Source organism: Pseudomonas sp. BNK-44-b (genome assembly GCF_047456245.1).
In the GTDB taxonomy this organism is placed as follows: Bacteria; Pseudomonadota; Gammaproteobacteria; order Pseudomonadales; family Pseudomonadaceae; genus Aquipseudomonas; species Aquipseudomonas machongensis.
Genome location: NZ_CP179908.1, coordinates 4916503 through 4932816 on the forward strand (window position 1 = coordinate 4916503; position 16314 = coordinate 4932816).

Here is a 16314-nt window from a genome sequence, read left to right on the forward strand (position 1 = left end):
TATGTCCGACGCACTCTGGGCCGCACGCGAAGGCGACGCGCTGATGCATACCTCGATGATGGCCGATATCGTCGGAGGTGTGCTGGAGGTTGCCGCGAACATCGCCATCGGCGCCCTGGCCACGGCAGCGGTGGCAGCAGCGCTGGGCCTGACGGTGGCCACCGGCGGCCTGGGCTGCTTCGTGCTTGGCGCGGTGGTGGGGCTGGTGGTGGGCGTGGTGATGGCCAAGACCGGAGCGGACACCGGGCTCAGTCGATTATGCGAGGGCATCGGCAATGCCCTGTTCCCGCCAAGCGTACAAGCCAACATCCTTACCGGCTCCTCCGACACCAAGACCAACGGCAAGCGTGCAGCACGCGCTGCCGGAATCGTCACCGGCCCTGCGCAAGCCTTGGCAGCGGGTGGCGAAGGCGCGCCGGGAGCGGAGAAGGAAGAAAGCTTCCTCGACATGGCCAAGGGCTTCTTCTCCCAGATGTGGCGACCGACCGTCGCCAGCCCTGCCGCCAACACAGAGCAGGCCGAAGACGACAAGATCCTCTGCAGCAAGCATCCACCAATGCCCCCGCAATACCTGGCGGAGGGCTCGAGCAAGGTGCTGATCAACGGTCATCCCGCCTGTCGCAGCGGTGATCGCAGCACCTGCGAGGCGGTCATCGTCGATGCCGGGGAAATTTCCGAAAACGTGCGCATCGGTGGCGAGCCGATCGTCGTGCGTGAGATCCGTAGCGGCAAGACCCCGGGCATCGGCCTGGCCATCACCGCCCTGCTGATGCTGCGCGGGCGCGGTGGCAAGTTCTACAGCCGCTTCGGCTGCATGCTGGTAGGGGGTGTGACCACGCTGATCACCAGCGAAGTGACCGGTGCCCTGACCTCGGCAATTGCCGGCTCGCCGAATCCGGTCCACGCTCCGACCGGCGCCAAGGTGCTCGCTGACGACCTGGATTTGGACTTCAGCCTGCAGAGCCTGCTGCCGCTGGACTGGCAGCGCTCCTACAACAGCCGCGACGAGCGTCGCGACGGCCTGTTCGGCGCCAGCTGGAGCGTACCTTACGAAGTCTTCGTGACTGTCCAGGCCGATCGCCTGCTGTACAACGATGAACAGATGCGGGTCATCGACATGGGCCAGATCCCGCCAGGTGATGCCGTGTTCAGTGCTGCCGAGGGCCTGAGCGTACGTCATGCCCTCAATGGCGAGCTGCTGATCGAGGACATCGAGACTGGCCTCTATCGCCTGTTCGAGCCTGCACCGACGAACCCTTCACACCTGCGCCTGAGCAAACTGGGCGACCGCAACGACAACCGCATTCATCTCGACTACGACGATCTGGGGCGCCTTTCAGGTCTGCGCGACACCTTTGATCGCGTCTGCGTCCAGCTCATTGCTCACGAGCGCTGGCCGCAACGCCTGGGTCGGATCGAACAAGTATTCGAAGACGGCAACCGCCAGACGCTCGTCAGCTACGGCTACGACCATCGCGGCGATCTGAACGAGGTGCGCGACGCGCTCGGCCAACTGCAGCGCCGATTCGCCTATGACGACGGCCAGCGCCTTATCGAACACCAGACTCCCGCAGGCCTGCGCTGCTTCTACGAGTGGATGCACAGCGAGGATGGCTGGCGGGTGTCACTGCACACCACCAGCGAGGGCGAGCGATACCAGTTTCGCTACGACATTGCCCAGGGTGTGACCGAGGTCACCGACAATCTTGGGCGTACCAGCATCCGTCACTGGAACCGCCAGTACCAGGTCGAACGTTATCTCGATGCGCTGGGCAACTGCTGGCAGTTCCAGTGGAACGACGAGCGCCAGTTGCTGGGTGCGACCGATCCGCTTGGCGGCCAGTGGCAGTATTTCTATGATGAGTCCGGCAACCTGGCCCAGACCATCGATCCACTGGGGCGAAGTGAATCGACCTTGTGGCTGGAACACTGGAGCCTGCCACGAGAGGAATGTGACAGCGCCGGGAATCGCTGGCGCTACCGTTATGACCAGCGTGGCAATTGCATCAGCGAAACCGATCCCTTGCACCAGGTGACCCGTTACCAGTACGACGAACGCGGGCAGGTCATCGTCATCACCGATGCCGCGGGGCGCCAGCGCCACCAGCGCTGGAACACCCGCGGCCTGCTGGTCGAGGATATCGATTGCTCCGGCTATCGCACCCGCTACGAGTACGATCGCCACGACTTTCCCTGCCGGATCACCGATGCCGATGGCGAAAGCACCACTTACACCTATGACGTGCTGGGGCGGATGATCGAACAGGTCGAGCCCGATGGTCGGACCCACCGCTACAGCTACACCATTGCCGGCCTGCTGTCGGCCTATGTCGACCCGCTGGGGCACCAGACCCTCTACCACTACGATCGGCACGGCCAATTGACCGAGCAGCGCGATCCGCTGGGCCGCAGTGTACGCCTGGGTTACGACCTGTTCGCCCGCCTGGTGACGCTGACCAACGAGAACGGCGAACACTACCGGTTCGAATGGGATGCTGCTGATCGCCTGCAGCGCCAGCACAACCTGGACCTGAGCAGCAAAGGCTATCGCTATGACGCGCTCGGCGAGCTGCTGGAAATCGACTGGCACCCCATACCTGGCAGCCCAGAGCCGGTGCTGCGGCACACCTATGTGCGTGATGCTGGCAGTCGGCTGCTGTCATTCACCACCGACGATGGCTGTACCGAGTATTGCTACGACGGCGTGGATCAGTTGCTATCGGTCACCTTCACCGACACTCAGGGGCAGTCGACCAGTGTCGCTTTCGAATACGACGGCCTTGGCCAACGCCTGGCCGAAATCACCGACGCCGGCAAGCTGCTGCATCGCTACGATGAACTGGGCAACCTTATCCAGACACAGCTGCCCGATGGCCGTACGGTGAACCGCCTGTATTACGGCAGCGGTCACCTGCATCAGGTCAACATTGATGGCACTGTGGTCTGCGACTTCGAGCGCGATCGCCTGCATCGAGAAGTCAGCCGGACTCAGGGACGCATGAGTTTGACCCGCGAGTACGATCGCTGCGGCCGCCTGCGCACCCAATTACGCCGCAACGCGCAGCAGCCGGCTCACGGTCCGGCGCCCTGGCAGCAGCGTTTCGTGTTCGATGATCTGGACAATCTGGTCCAGCGCTACATCCAGCAACCCGGCAAGCAGCACCAGGTGCTGTTGCCGCACGATGCCAGCGGCCGGGTGATGGCCTGCCAGAGTGCCCTGGCCGGGCAGAACGAAAGCTTCCACTACGATCCCGCGGCCAACCTCACCGAGACGCCTGGCGTTGCAGTTCGCCACAACCAGTTGCAGCGCTATCGCGACAACCGCTATCGCTACGATGGCTTCGCTCGCCTCCTAGAGCGACGCAGCAGCCAGTATGGATTGCAGACCTTTACCTACGATGCGCAAGAGCGCCTGGTTCAGGTAGCGACCGTCCTTCACGGCAGGGAACGCAAGGTCAGCATGCACTACGACCCGCTGGGGCGACGCATTGGCAAGGACGAGCACGATGATCGCGGCAACCTGCTTGGCAGCACCCGGTTTCTCTGGGACGGCCTGCAACTGCTGGGCGAAACCCGCAACGGTCACAGCACCCTGTACCTGTATGGCGATGAGTACGAGCCCATGGCGCGGGTCGACGGGCTGGGTGAACACCAGCAGATCCGCTACTACCAGACCGACCTCAACGGCCAGCCTGTCGAGTTGAACGATACCGACGGCCAAACCTTGTGGGAATGCGAGTATCGAACTTGGGGGGCCACCTTGAACGAGCGCAATACCGCTCCGTTCAGCGAACAGCAGAACCTGCGTTTCCAGGGCCAATACCTGGACCGCGAAACCGGGCTTCACTACAACCTGTTCCGCTATTACGACCCGCAGGTTGGGCGATTCACCCAGCCTGACCCCATCGGCCTGGAAGGCGGCATCAACCTGTACCAGTACTCGCCGAACCCATTCACCTGGATCGACCCTCACGGGCTGGACTGGAACTACATCCTGACCGACCGTAACGGCAAGGCTTACTATCACGGCCGGGCTTCCGACAAGACTTCGCTGGAAGATGTGATGCGTCGCCATGGCAAGACCAAAGGCACCGACGGCTATCGTTTCAGGTATGGCGACCGTATCAACCAGGTCACGCCCCATGGCACGCCCAAGGACGTGGCACGCGGTATCGAGAACGCCGGCATCCGCGAACGCAAGCAGGTGCTCGGACGCAAGAATCCCAGGGTCCGCGGCAACAAGATCCACGGTATTTCCGATGCCAAGGCCAAGACGGTGCGCGGCAGACGCAGGATCAAGGCTGCCAAGACCTATCTGCGCAATTCGGGCGTCAGCAAGGTCAGTTCACTGCCGGTCCTGGCCAGCAAGGCGGCACCGAGAAAGGTCAACACGAGGACATGTGGCAAATGACGACAAGCAAGCAACTGGCGGCGATTCGCGAGGCGCTGGAAGATTACGAAGAAGGCGAAGCGATCGACCCGGTGCTGAAAAAGGCCGGGCTGGCACCTGCAAGCCAGAAGATGTCCCACGACCAGGTGGTGCAGTGGCTGCTGCAGGAGCGTGACAAGGCTGACAAGGCAAATATCGTCGCCCAGTTCCTGCACGGTGTGGAAACGAACCAGGCGCACCTGCGCGCCGGCCTTTCCTCACTCGCCAGCGCAACTCACTTCATGCAGCACCCGTTCAGCGTCGACAAGCAGCTCAACTGCCAGGTGTGCGGGGCCTTCGAGCATCTGGACATCGATTTCGTCCTGCTGAACCAGACACGCTACCTGTGCGGCAGCGTGCTGAGCGGCGATATCGCCGAGATGGCGTTCTTCCTGCAACAGGCCAACGCCATCGACAGTCCCCGCCCTGAGGCACTGCCGCTCACGACTCGCATCTTCGAGATGATCCGGGCCTTGCCGGACAGCGCCAGGCCCAAGGATATGCTCAAGCAACTGCGCAAGCTCAAGGGCGTGAAGATGAGCGAAGAGGAAGCGCGCAGCTTTATCGATCTGCTGGGGCATTGCGCCATCCTGCAGACGCCCGAACACCCTGGGCTTTTACAGCGTTTCACCAATCAGGGTCTGGCGCCGAGCAGCTCGCGCTCGTCGGACTGGAGCTATCCGGTGGATTTCTGGACCGGAGCAAACGGCGTGGACGCCGACGCGATGAAATATTGGTTCGGCGACTATCCGCAACTGTTGGCGCGCTAGCCTTGAAACGAAACAGCCCCGGCAAATGCCGGGGCTGTTTCGTTACGCCAGATCAGTATCAGAAGATGCTGATCGGGTATTCGACGAATACGCGAACTTCGTTGCCGTCGTCGTTGTAGCCGTTTTGGCGCACAGCGTTGTTGGTACGCAAGAACGAACTACGCAGCTTGATCGAGAGGTCCTTCGCCGGGCCGTCCTGCACCACGTAGCGAACCTGGTTGAAGATCTCGCGCTCCTTACCCTCGCCGAAACCTTCCGGGTTCTTGAGGTTGCGGGTGTTGATGTTGTCACCCACCACGTAAGCCAGCTTGTAGGTCAGACCAGGGATGCCGAAGGCACCGAAATCCAGGCCGTAGCCCAACTGCCAGGAGCGCTCGTCTTCGGCGTTGAAGTCGGACCAGTACGAGTTGGCCAGGTAGATGGTCGAACCACCGTCGCCGACACCGCCTTCGTTCTGGTACCAGCCATAGTTGTAGCCGGTGCTGCCGGTGCTGCGCTGGTGGGCCAGCGTGAAGGAGTGCGGGCCATAGGCGTAGGTAGCCGCCAGGCTCCAGATGGTGTTGCGGTCGCCATTCAAGCCAGCTTCACGCACATACTTGTTGTCGATGTCCGACTTGTAGCCGTTGAAGTCCAGGGTCAGGGACTGGTCGGCCGCGATCGGGAAGACGTAGTTCAGGCCCAGGTAGTGCTTCTTCATGACATCTTCGTTGTCCGCGGTGTACAGCGACGCGGTGAAGTTGTCGGTGAACTTGTAGCTGCCGCCGAGCACGTTGATCGACTTCAGGCCACCGCCATCACGGCGCTCGGCACTCTTGCGGGCTTCCTGGGTGAAGCGGCCTGCATTCAGCTCCAGGCCTTTGATCTCCTTGGAGGTGATCATGGTGCCAGTGAAGCTCTCTGGCAGCAGACGAGCGTCGTCGTACTGCAGGACCGGCAGAGCCGGCATCTGGTCACCGTACTTGAGCACAGTGTTGGAGATGCGGAACTTCACCGCTGCACCACCACGAGCCAGGTTGTGAGGGGCGTTGGTTTTCTCACCGTCGAAGGTGGGGTCGGAGCGTTTGAAGAAGTCGACACCGCCACCCTGATTACGACCCTTGCCACCATCCAGACGCACGGCGTACAGGCCGAAGGCGTCGACACCGACACCCACGGTGCCTTGAGTGAAGCCGGACGAGAAGTTGGCGATCACACCCTGGCCCCACTGGGACTGGTCGTTGGTGTGGTGCTTCTTGTCACGGTTGATGAAGGCGTTGCGCAGGAGGACGTTGGCGTGGCTGTCCTCGATGAAGCCCTTGCTTTCGGCCTGGTCGTTGGCCTGGGCCTGAGTGGCGGCGATGAGTGCCAGCGCTACCAGGCTGATCCTTGTATTCAACATGTTGTTTTCCTTATTACCGAATCAGAACGCTCTGCTACCTAAAACGCCAGGAACCAACGCCCCTTCGTAGGTTCGACGCTTGTATCCAAACTGAAAACCTCGCTCCTTTTGCAGGTAGCGGGCTTCGTCCGGCGCTCGGCCAACTGATGGCCGGCAGGCGTAGAGGCCGAATCCTAGCCGCGTGCGCTTCGCAATGTCAAAAAAACGTGAAATGAAGGTTGATATAACCAAATTAAAGGCCAGAGCTGGTGCAAATCTGTGCTGAATCGCAGAGCAGACAGTTATTCCCTCTCTTTTCTGTACTTTCGTACAGGCAACTCACTTCTGGTTGGCTTGACAAAAACAGCTCGATAAAAGCGAATAATTATTAGTTACAATTTGATACATTCGTAATTAGGCGCCTTTACAAATAGCCAAGCAAGAGCAAATAGCAAGCATTACCATTCGCATCCTTTCCATAACAATCTCTGCTGGATGCCTGCCGATGCTTGTCCCCTGCCGCTTGTCTCCCCTGTCTCTGGGCCTCTCACTGATGTTCAGCGCGGGCCTTGCCAGCGCTGCCACCACTACCCTGCCTGAGCTCTCGGTCACTGCTGAAAGTGAACGCGAGCGCGATAATCCGCGGGTCAAGGACGTCAGCACCGCCACCCGCACCTCGACGCCTGTGCGCTACGTCCCGCAGGCGATCGACACGGTCAAGACCGCCAACGTGCTGGACTACGGCAACAACAGCCTGGGCAAGGCACTGGAAGGCATCCCCAACGTCAGCAGCAGCGCCGACACACGCTTCGACAGCCTGCGTATCCGCGGCTTCGACGCCAGCAACGACTTCTATCTGGACGGCGTACGTGATGACAGCCAGTACGTACGCGACCTGCACAACATCGAGCGCATCGAGGTGCTCAAGGGCCCGGCAGCCGTGCTCTATGGCCGTGGCAGCCAGGGCGGCATCGTCAATCGGGTGAGCAAGGCGCCCGAGCATGGCCGGCGCTCGACCATCGAAGCCCAGGGCGGCAGCGAGGACCTGCGCAGCCTGTACGCCGATCTCAGTGCCGATCTGAGCGACGACATCAGCGTGCGCCTGAACATGGGCAACCAGGACAACAACAGTTTCCGCGATGGGGTCGATGGCAACCGCCAACTGTTCGCCCCGTCGCTGAGCTGGCAACTGAACCCCGACCTGAACTGGCTGGTGCAGTACGAATACAGCCGCTACAACCGCACCCCGGATCGCGGCATTCCTGGCGTCGGCGGTCGTCCGGCGGATGTCGGGCGCAGCACTACGTACGGCGACACGCAGCGCGATTTCATCGACGACAAGTCGCAGTCGCTACGCTCGCGCCTGAACTACCAGCTCAGCGACAACTGGCAAGTGCGCCATACCCTGAGCCTGTTCAAGCTCGACAGCGACTTCGACAACACCTACCTCACCGGCTACACCCCCAGCACCAATCTGGTGACCCGCCAGCGCTGGCAGCAGGACCTGAACACCCGCAACCTTTTCAACAACCTCGAGGCCGAGGGCGATGTCAGCACCTGGGGCCTGGAGCACAAGCTGCTGCTGGGACTGGAATTCGGCAATCAGCGCCGCGATCCGCGCCTGTACACCGCGCGGGCGGTAAGTGCCGGTGGCCAGGCGGTGCCGTCGCTGAACCTGAACAACCCCAACCGGCGCCTGCAACACAACGGTCCCATGGTGCCGTCGAGCTACAACCACACGGTGGTCGATAGCCGTGGCGTCTACCTGCAGGACCAGATCCGCCTCAACGACCAATGGCAGATCCTGGCGGGCGTGCGCTTCGACCAGTTCGAGGTGGAAACCACCAACAAGCTGCGCGGCATCTCGGAAAAACAGGACGACAACAGCACCAGCCCGCGCCTGGGAGTGGTCTATTCGCCATGGCAGGAACATTCGTTCTATGCCTCCTGGAGCAAGACCTATTCCCCGGTCGGCGGCGGCCTGATCGGTATCACCCCCGGCGCTGCCGGCAACACCAACGAAACGGCTCCGGAGAACACCCGGCAGAAGGAAATCGGGGTCAAGAGCGACTGGTTCGACGAGCGCCTGAGCACCACCCTCGCCATCTACGAGCTGGAGCTCTACAACCGTCGCACCACTGACCCGGACAACCCTGGCATCACCATCCTCACCGGCCTGCAACGCTCGCGTGGCGTGGAGCTGACCGCCCAGGGCAATGTGGTCGGCAACTGGTACGTACGCGGCGGCATCGGCCTGCAGGATGCCATCATCGCCAAGGACAACAGCGGCCTGGAGGGTAACCGGGTCAACAACGTGGCGCGGCGCAACGCCAGCCTGTTCGTGACCTGGAAGCCGGAGCTGGGCTGGTACGCCGAAACCGGCCTGGTACTGGTCGGCGAACGCTACGCCGACAACCAGAACACCACGGTGCTGCCAGGCTATGGGCACTGGGATGCACTGGCCGGCTACCGCACCCACGACTGGGACGTTCGCGCTGCGCTGAACAACATCACCGACAAGACCTACTACAGCTCGGCGACCAGCGCCGCGCAGATCCAGTTCGGCGATCCGCGCAGCCTGGTGGTGACAGGCACCTACAGCTTCTGACCGATGGGCCCTATCCAGAACTGCGGCAACTAGGCTTCAATACGCGTTTTTTCCGGACACACCCAAGGATTCACCCATGGCTTCCAACACCAAGCAACAGAAACGCGCCAAGCGCGCCGCCTCCAAGGCCAAGCAGAACCGCATGGTCCGCGGCGGCCAGGCGGTCAAGGCCAGCGCTGGCGACAGCGCCAGTGTCGAGCAGGTGTACAACAAGGCCATGGAGTCCGGGAGCTATGACGCCCTGTTCGACAAGATGAAGGAGGCCCAGGAAACCAGCCTGGTGTCGATGATCTCGGTGTTCCTGGTCGATCCATTGCTGGCGCTGGTACTCAAGGGGCACAAGGAAGAGCACGCCACCGACTACATCGTCCTGGTGTTCACCGCTTACCGCGCCTGGCTCGATGGCGCCGATGAAGCGGCGACCATGGCCTGGCTGGAGAGCGACGAGTTCCAGGAAGCCTACGTGGCAGCGTCGGAGGCAGTGGCCAAGCAGCAGCAACAACAGAAGCAGTTCGGCTGAAGTTCGGCTTGCGCCCATAAAAAAACCCTCGGGTCGATCCCGAGGGTTTTTTATGCCGCGCGATAACGATTACTGCAGGGAAGGCGCTTCGCCGGCGTCCTGCATGCGCTGCAGCTCCTGAGCGTACAGGGCATCGAAGTTCACCGGCGACAGCATCAACGCCGGGAACGAGCCACGGGTCACCAGGCTGTCGAGGGTTTCACGCGCGTACGGGAACAGGATGTTCGGGCAGAACGCACCCAGGGTGTGGCTCATGGAAGCTGCGTCCAGACCCGAGATCAGGAAGATGCCCGCCTGCTGAACTTCAGCGATGAAGGCGACTTCTTCGCCGTTCTTGACGGTAACCGACAGGGTCAGCACGACCTCGTGGAAGTCACCTTCCAGGGCCTTCTGGCGCGTGTTCAGGTCCAGCGCGACGCTGGGTTCCCACTGCTGGCGGAAGATCTGCGGGCTTTTCGGGGCTTCGAACGACAGGTCACGCACGTAGATGCGCTGCAGGGAGAATTGTGGGCTGTTCTCTTCGGCGGCGCCGTTGTTCTGTTGGTCAGTCATGGCAGATCCTTTTCTGAAAATGGTTGAAAGAGGCGTGAATCAGGCCTCGAGCAGGGCGTCGAGCTTGCCCGAGCGCTCCAGCGCAAACAAGTCATCGCAACCGCCAACGTGGGTGCTGCCGATCCAGATCTGCGGCACCGAGGTACGCCCGGCCTTCTGCGCCATCTCGGCGCGCAGCTGCGGCTTGCCGTCGACACGGATTTCCTCGAACGCCACCTGCTTGCTCGCCAGCAGTTGCTTGGCGCGCATGCAGTAGGGGCAGTAGTCGCTGGAGTAGACGATGACGGGCTTCATATCACTTCACCAGGGGCAGGTTATCGGCTTTCCAGCTGGACACACCACCGCTGAGCTTGGCAGCGGTGAAGCCAGCCTTGAGCAGCTCGCGGCAGATGGTGCCGGACTGCTGGCCCATCGCATCGACGATGATCAGGGTCTTTTCTTTGTGTTTTTCCAGCTCGGCAATGCGGCCGATGACTTTGTCCTGCGGAATGTTCAGCGCCCCCACGATGTGGCCGGCGGAGTATTCCTTGCTTGGACGGATATCGATCACCACGCCCTTCTCGGCGTTGACCAGCGCGGTCAGTTGGCCGTTGCTCAGGCTCTGGCCGCCGCGGCGGATTTCATTGACCAGCAGCAGGATCAGCAGGACGAAGAAGATCGCAACCAGGATGAAGTGATCTGTCGCAAATTGAATCAGGTGAGCAACCATCAGGGGTGTTCCAGGCGATTGAAAATGCCGGCCAGTATACACAGCCACCCATGCCCGCCAAAGCCCGCCGGGCCGGCTCGGAAACAGCCTTCATCTGCAACCCGTCGGGACGCTGGTCGTACGAACCGACGAATATTCGCCGTCGCTGGCCGATTTGCCCTAAAATGCGTGTCTTTATCATCTTTGAACAACCGTGAGTTTGATTGATGACGAGCACGCCCAAGCCCCTGGTCCTGATCATCCTGGATGGTTTCGGTCACAGCGAAAGCCCCGAATACAACGCCATCTACGCCGCCAACACACCGGTCTATGACCGCCTGCGCGCCACCCAGCCGCATGGCCTGATCTCCGGTTCCGGCATGGATGTCGGCCTGCCGGACGGGCAGATGGGCAACTCCGAAGTCGGTCACATGAACCTCGGCGCCGGCCGTGTGGTGTACCAGGACTTCACCCGGGTCACCAAGGCCATCCGCGACGGCGAGTTCTTCGAAAACCCGGTACTCACCGGCGCCGTGGACAAGGCAGTTGCAGTCGGCAAGGCCGTGCACCTGCTGGGCCTGCTCTCCGACGGCGGCGTGCACAGCCACCAGGACCACATCGTCGCCATGGCCGAACTGGCCGCCCAGCGTGGCGCCGAGAAAATCTACCTGCACGCCTTCCTCGACGGTCGCGACACCCCTCCGCGCAGCGCCCAGTCGTCCATCGAACTGCTCGACGCGACCTTCGCCAAGCTGGGCAAGGGCCGCATCGCCAGCCTGATCGGCCGTTACTACGCGATGGACCGTGACAACCGCTGGGACCGCGTAAGCGCCGCCTACAACCTGATCGTCGACAGCACCGCCGAGTACAGCGCAGACAGCGCCGTGGCTGGGCTGAAAGCAGCCTATGCACGCGATGAGAGCGACGAATTCGTCAAGGCCACGCGCATCGGCGAGGCGGTCAAGGTCGAAGACGGCGACGCGGTGATCTTCATGAACTTCCGCGCCGACCGCGCCCGTGAACTGTCGCGGGTATTCGTCGAAGCCGATTTCAACGAGTTCCCCCGTGCGCGCCTGCCGAAGCTCGCGGCCTACATCGGCCTGACCCAGTACTCGGCGAAGATCCCCGCCCCCGCGGCCTTTGCCCCAGCCAGCCTGAACAACGTGCTGGGCGAGTACCTGGCCAAGAACGGCAAGACCCAGCTGCGCATCGCCGAGACCGAAAAGTACGCTCACGTGACCTTCTTCTTCTCGGGCGGACGTGAAGAGCCGTTCGAAGGCGAAGAGCGCATCCTCATTCCGTCGCCGAAGGTCGCCACCTACGACCTGCAGCCTGAAATGAGCGCGCCGGAAGTGACCGACCGCATCGTCGAGGCCATCGAGCAACAGCGTTATGACGTGATCGTGGTCAACTACGCCAACGGCGACATGGTCGGCCACACCGGCGTATTCGACGCGGCGGTCAAGGCCGTCGAGGCGCTGGACGGCTGTGTCGGGCGCATCGTCGAGGCGCTGGACAAGGTCGGTGGCGAAGCGCTGATCACCGCCGACCACGGCAACGTCGAGCAGATGGAAGACGAGTCCACTGGCCAGGCGCACACCGCGCACACCACCGAGCCGGTACCGTTCATCTATGTCGGCAAGCGCAGCGTGAAGGTCCGTGACGGTGGCGTGCTGGCCGATGTGGCGCCGACCATGCTCAAGCTGCTGGGGCTGGAGAAGCCTGCCGAAATGACCGGAACATCGATCCTGATCGACGCTTGAGACTGCGCGTTGGGGCCGAGACGCAGCGCACCCTGACGTGATTTCCGGACAAACGCCCCGCCGCACCCGCAGCGGGGCGTTTTTTTTGCACGCTCAGGCGGGCATACTAGGCCAGTCTCCATCCCTGGTACGCCCGATTCCATGCGCCGCGCCCTCATACTCCTAGCCCTGTCATGCCTGCTCAGTCCGGCGTTCGCCGACGAGCGCGCGCAGACCCAGCAACAACTGGACGCCACTCGCCAGGACATCGCCGAGCTCAAGAAAATGCTGGGCAAGCTCCAGGAAGAGAAAGCCGGCGTGCAGAAAGACCTCAAATCCACCGAGACCGATATCGGCAATCTCGAAAAGCAGGTGGAGGGTCTTCAGCAAGAACTAAAAAAGACCGAGGGCGAACTGGAGCGCCTTGACCACGAGAAAAAAAAACTCCAGAGCGCCCGCGTTGAACAGCAACGACTGATCGCGATCCAGGCCCGCTCCGCTTACCAGAACGGTCGCGAGGAATACCTCAAGCTGCTGCTCAACCAGCAGAATCCCGAGAAGTTCGCTCGCACCCTCACGTACTACGACTACCTGAGCAAGGCACGCCTGGAACAACTGCGCACCTTCAACGAAACCTTGCGCCAGCTGGCCAATGTCGAACTGGAAATTTCCGGCCAGCAGGAACAGCTGATGGCCCAGCGCGCCGACCTCGACAGCCGCCGCCAGGCACTGGAGGCCGAACGCAGCAAGCGCCAGCAGGTACTGGCCAAGCTCAACAGCGACGTCAAGGATCGCGACCAGAAGCTCCAGGCCCGCGAACAGGACCAGGCCGACCTCGCCAAGGTGCTCAAGACCATCGAGGAAACCCTCGCCCGCCAGGCCCGTGAAGCCGAAGAAGCGCGGCAGAAGGCGCTGCTGGCCAAGCAGGAAGAAGAGAAGCGGCGCAAGGAACAGGCGCTGGCCGACGCTCGCCGCGACGAGCCGCAAGAGCCACCGAAAAAGGCCCGCACCGTGCTCGGCCCGCTGGTGTCCAGCGATGGCGCCAACTACGGTGGTGCATTTTCCGCCGCCCGTGGAAAACTTCCATGGCCAGTCAATGGTCGATTGCTGGCACGCTTCGGCGACACGCGAGGCGGTGATGCGCGTGCCAAGTGGGACGGTGTGATGATCAGCGCCAGCGCCGGCACTCAGGTGCGCGCCGTACATGGCGGGCGCGTGGTGTTCGCCGACTGGTTGCGCGGCGCTGGACTTCTGGTCATTCTCGACCATGGTAATGGCTACCTGAGCCTGTACGGCCATAACCAGAGCCTGCTCAAGAGCGCCGGCGACATCGTCAAGGCCGGGGAAGCCATTTCTACCGTCGGCGACAGCGGCGGCCAGGACAGCGCAGGTTTGTACTTCGCGATTCGCCAGCAGGGCCGGCCCACCGACCCTGCGCAATGGTGCCGAGGCTAGGCACCGCAACATTTACGGTCAGGCCCGACGGTGGGCCGCACCGATGCTCCCGCGGGAGCACCTACAGGATCAGGAGTTCGTTCGACATGCTGCACTCGTCTCGCCTCACCCAGCTGGCCCTGACCATAGCTCTGGTCGTCGGCGCGCCCCTGGCCAGCGCCGCAGAGCCGGTCAAGCCCGCCAAGGCGGCTGCCGTGCCGGCCACCGAGGTGACGGCCAAGGCGCCGCTGCCGCTGGACGAACTGCGCACCTTCGCCGAGGTCATGGACCGCATCAAGGCAGCCTATGTCGAGCCGGTGGACGACAAGACCCTGCTGGAAAATGCCATCAAGGGCATGCTCAGCAACCTTGACCCGCACTCGGCCTACCTCGGCCCTGAAGACTTCCAGGAGCTGCAGGAAAGCACCAGCGGCGAATTCGGCGGCCTGGGCATCGAGGTTGGCATGGAGGACGGCTTCGTCAAGGTGGTCTCGCCCATCGACGACACTCCGGCCTCACGCGCCGGCATCGAGGCGGGCGACCTGATCGTCAAGATCAACGGCGCCCCGACCCGTGGCCAGACCATGACCGAGGCCGTCGACAAGATGCGCGGCAAGATCGGCCAGAAGATCACCCTGACCCTGGTACGCGACGGCGGCACGCCCTTCGACGTGACGCTGGCCCGCGCGGTCATCCAGGTCAAGAGCGTGAAGAGCCAGTTGCTCGAGAACGACTACGGCTATATCCGTATCACCCAGTTCCAGGTCAAGACCGGCGAAGAGGTCGGCAAGGCGCTGGCCAAGCTGCGCAAGGATAACGGCAAGAAGCTGCGCGGCCTGGTCCTGGACCTGCGCAACAACCCCGGCGGCGTCCTGCAGTCGGCAGTGGAAGTGGCCGACCACTTCCTCACCAAAGGCCTGATCGTCTACACCAAGGGCCGTATCGCCAACTCCGAGTTGCGCTTCTCCGCCGACCCGGCCGACGCCAGCGAAGGCGTACCGCTGGTGGTACTGATCAACGGCGGCAGCGCCTCGGCTTCGGAGATTGTCGCCGGTGCCCTGCAGGACCAGAAACGCGGCGTGCTGATGGGCACCGACAGCTTCGGCAAGGGCTCGGTACAGACCGTGCTGCCACTGGCCAACGACCGCGCACTGAAGCTCACTACCGCGCTGTACTTCACCCCCAACGGCCGCTCGATCCAGGCACAGGGTATCGTGCCGGACATTGAAGTACGCCAGGCCAAGCTCACTGCAGAAGCCGACACGGACAACTTCAAGGAAGCCGACCTGCAGGGTCACCTGGGCAACGGCAATGGCGGCGCTGACCGCCCGACCGGCAGCAGCAAGCGTACCGAGCGCCCGCAGGACAACGACTTCCAGCTGAGCCAGGCGCTCAGCCTGCTCAAGGGCCTGAACATCACCAAGGGTGATTGATAACCACCATGCGTTTTCTGCTGTTCACGCTGTTCTGCCTGCTGGCCGGTACCACACATGCGGCACCGGCCAAGGCCTACATGAGCATCATCATCGACGACCTGGGCCAGAACAACGAACGCGACAGCCGCACCCTCGCCCTGCCCGGGCCGGTCACCATGGCGATCATGCCCGACACCCCGCACGCCACCGACTTCGCCCGCCAGGCACACAAGGCCGGACGTACGGTGATCCTGCACATGCCCATGGACCCGGCCACCGGGCCCTATGCCTGGCATCCGGGGCTACCCCTCGAGGAGCTGGCACGACGCCTCGACGCCGCGCTGCTCAAGGTGCCCTTCGCCGCAGGCATCAACAACCACATGGGCAGCCGCATGACCGCACAGCGCGACGCCATGGCCTGGTTGATGGGTAACTTGCAGGGCCGTGAGCTGTTCTTCGTCGACAGCCGCACCAGCGCCGCCACGGTGGCGGCGGCCGAGGCCCAGGCAATCGGATTGGCGCACGTCTCGCGGGATGTATTTCTGGATGACGTACGCACAACCGAAGCCATCGCCGGCCAATTGCGCCAAGGCATCGAGCTTGCCCGCAAGCAAGGTTCAGCGGTGCTGATCGGCCACCCCTACCCGCAGACTCTCGAAGTGCTCGAACGAGAGATGCCCGGGCTCAAGCGCCAGGGCATCGAGTTGATCGAACTGCGCCAGATGATCGCCGAACGCAGCAACCAGGCCATGTCGGCGCACGGTCGCAACGGTCGCTACAGCAACCGTTGATCGCTTGG

The 16314-nt window shown here is 62.5% G+C and carries 12 protein-coding genes; 8 read left to right on the top strand and 4 right to left on the bottom strand.

The genetic code is table 11. The annotated features are described in order from the left end of the window. Position 1 precedes the first annotated feature (1 nt). Both ACMGGG_RS22350 and ACMGGG_RS22355 read left to right on the top strand, forming a co-directional pair. Complete coding sequence (locus tag ACMGGG_RS22350) at positions 2–4411, top strand: RHS repeat-associated core domain-containing protein (RefSeq protein WP_414154447.1); 4410 nt, start codon at positions 2–4, stop codon at positions 4409–4411. Beyond that, positions 4408–5199 carry a hypothetical protein gene (locus tag ACMGGG_RS22355; protein ID WP_414154448.1) on the top strand — a complete coding sequence of 264 codons (792 nt, stop codon included), beginning with the start codon at positions 4408–4410 and terminating at the stop codon, positions 5197–5199. The genes ACMGGG_RS22350 and ACMGGG_RS22355 overlap by 4 nt, the downstream gene beginning before the upstream one ends. Before the next feature lie 58 nt (positions 5200–5257). Here the strand turns inward: ACMGGG_RS22355 and ACMGGG_RS22360 are convergent, their stop codons facing one another. Continuing rightward, positions 5258–6577 carry an OprD family porin gene (locus ACMGGG_RS22360; protein WP_063541571.1) on the bottom strand — a complete coding sequence of 440 codons (1320 nt, stop codon included), beginning with the start codon at positions 6575–6577 and terminating at the stop codon, positions 5258–5260. A gap of 484 nt (positions 6578–7061) precedes the next feature. On the opposite strand from ACMGGG_RS22360, the gene ACMGGG_RS22365 reads away from it, so the two are divergent. Both ACMGGG_RS22365 and ACMGGG_RS22370 read left to right on the top strand, forming a co-directional pair. Then, the gene (locus tag ACMGGG_RS22365; RefSeq protein ID WP_414154449.1) at positions 7062–9164 is read left to right on the top strand and encodes a TonB-dependent receptor; all 2103 of its coding nucleotides are present in this window, start codon (positions 7062–7064) and stop codon (positions 9162–9164) included. A 76-nt stretch (positions 9165–9240) separates the two neighbouring features. Continuing rightward, a complete protein-coding gene (locus ACMGGG_RS22370) occupies positions 9241–9684 on the top strand; it encodes a hypothetical protein (protein ID WP_063541575.1) in 444 nt (147 codons plus the stop codon). Positions 9685–9753: 69 nt separating this feature from the next. Here the strand turns inward: ACMGGG_RS22370 and secB are convergent, their stop codons facing one another. From secB to ACMGGG_RS22385, 3 genes are read right to left on the bottom strand one after another with little or no spacing between them, the layout of a single operon-like run. Beyond that, positions 9754–10236, bottom strand: a complete 483-nt coding sequence (secB, locus tag ACMGGG_RS22375) for a protein-export chaperone SecB (RefSeq protein ID WP_414154450.1) — start codon at positions 10234–10236, stop codon at positions 9754–9756. Between the two features lie 39 nt (positions 10237–10275). Beyond that, the gene (grxC, locus tag ACMGGG_RS22380) at positions 10276–10530 is read right to left on the bottom strand and encodes a glutaredoxin 3 (protein WP_054891214.1); all 255 of its coding nucleotides are present in this window, start codon (positions 10528–10530) and stop codon (positions 10276–10278) included. A 1-nt stretch (position 10531) separates the two neighbouring features. Then, a complete protein-coding gene (locus ACMGGG_RS22385) occupies positions 10532–10945 on the bottom strand; it encodes a rhodanese-like domain-containing protein (protein WP_054891213.1) in 414 nt (137 codons plus the stop codon). A gap of 206 nt (positions 10946–11151) precedes the next feature. On the opposite strand from ACMGGG_RS22385, the gene gpmI reads away from it, so the two are divergent. The 4 genes from gpmI (at position 11152) to ACMGGG_RS22405 (ending at position 16306) form a co-directional block, all read left to right on the top strand. Beyond that, positions 11152–12687, top strand: coding sequence for a 2,3-bisphosphoglycerate-independent phosphoglycerate mutase (gene gpmI, locus ACMGGG_RS22390; protein ID WP_414154451.1), 1536 nt, complete (start codon positions 11152–11154; stop codon positions 12685–12687). 141 nt (positions 12688–12828) lie between these two features. After that, positions 12829–14121, top strand: a complete 1293-nt coding sequence (locus ACMGGG_RS22395) for a murein hydrolase activator EnvC family protein (protein WP_054891211.1) — start codon at positions 12829–12831, stop codon at positions 14119–14121. 86 nt (positions 14122–14207) lie between these two features. After that, complete coding sequence (locus ACMGGG_RS22400; protein ID WP_054891210.1) at positions 14208–15533, top strand: S41 family peptidase; 1326 nt, start codon at positions 14208–14210, stop codon at positions 15531–15533. 8 nt (positions 15534–15541) lie between these two features. Beyond that, the gene (locus ACMGGG_RS22405) at positions 15542–16306 is read left to right on the top strand and encodes a divergent polysaccharide deacetylase family protein (protein ID WP_414154452.1); all 765 of its coding nucleotides are present in this window, start codon (positions 15542–15544) and stop codon (positions 16304–16306) included. Positions 16307–16314 lie beyond the last annotated feature (8 nt).

Bases quoted from the DNA above. Each gene is read 5' to 3' on its own strand.
- ACMGGG_RS22360 (WP_063541571.1), bottom strand. From the start codon at position 6,577: ATGTTGAATACAAGGATCAGCCTGGTAGCGCTGGCACTCATCGCCGCC.
- ACMGGG_RS22405 (WP_414154452.1), top strand. From the start codon at position 15,542: ATGCGTTTTCTGCTGTTCACGCTGTTCTGCCTGCTGGCCGGTACCACA.
- ACMGGG_RS22355 (WP_414154448.1), top strand. From the start codon at position 4,408: ATGACGACAAGCAAGCAACTGGCGGCGATTCGCGAGGCGCTGGAAGAT.
- gpmI (WP_414154451.1), top strand. From the start codon at position 11,152: ATGACGAGCACGCCCAAGCCCCTGGTCCTGATCATCCTGGATGGTTTC.
- ACMGGG_RS22400 (WP_054891210.1), top strand. From the start codon at position 14,208: ATGCTGCACTCGTCTCGCCTCACCCAGCTGGCCCTGACCATAGCTCTG.
- grxC (WP_054891214.1), bottom strand. From the start codon at position 10,530: ATGAAGCCCGTCATCGTCTACTCCAGCGACTACTGCCCCTACTGCATG.
- ACMGGG_RS22385 (WP_054891213.1), bottom strand. From the start codon at position 10,945: ATGGTTGCTCACCTGATTCAATTTGCGACAGATCACTTCATCCTGGTT.
- ACMGGG_RS22370 (WP_063541575.1), top strand. From the start codon at position 9,241: ATGGCTTCCAACACCAAGCAACAGAAACGCGCCAAGCGCGCCGCCTCC.
- ACMGGG_RS22350 (WP_414154447.1), top strand. From the start codon at position 2: ATGTCCGACGCACTCTGGGCCGCACGCGAAGGCGACGCGCTGATGCAT.
- ACMGGG_RS22395 (WP_054891211.1), top strand. From the start codon at position 12,829: ATGCGCCGCGCCCTCATACTCCTAGCCCTGTCATGCCTGCTCAGTCCG.
- secB (WP_414154450.1), bottom strand. From the start codon at position 10,236: ATGACTGACCAACAGAACAACGGCGCCGCCGAAGAGAACAGCCCACAA.
- ACMGGG_RS22365 (WP_414154449.1), top strand. From the start codon at position 7,062: ATGCTTGTCCCCTGCCGCTTGTCTCCCCTGTCTCTGGGCCTCTCACTG.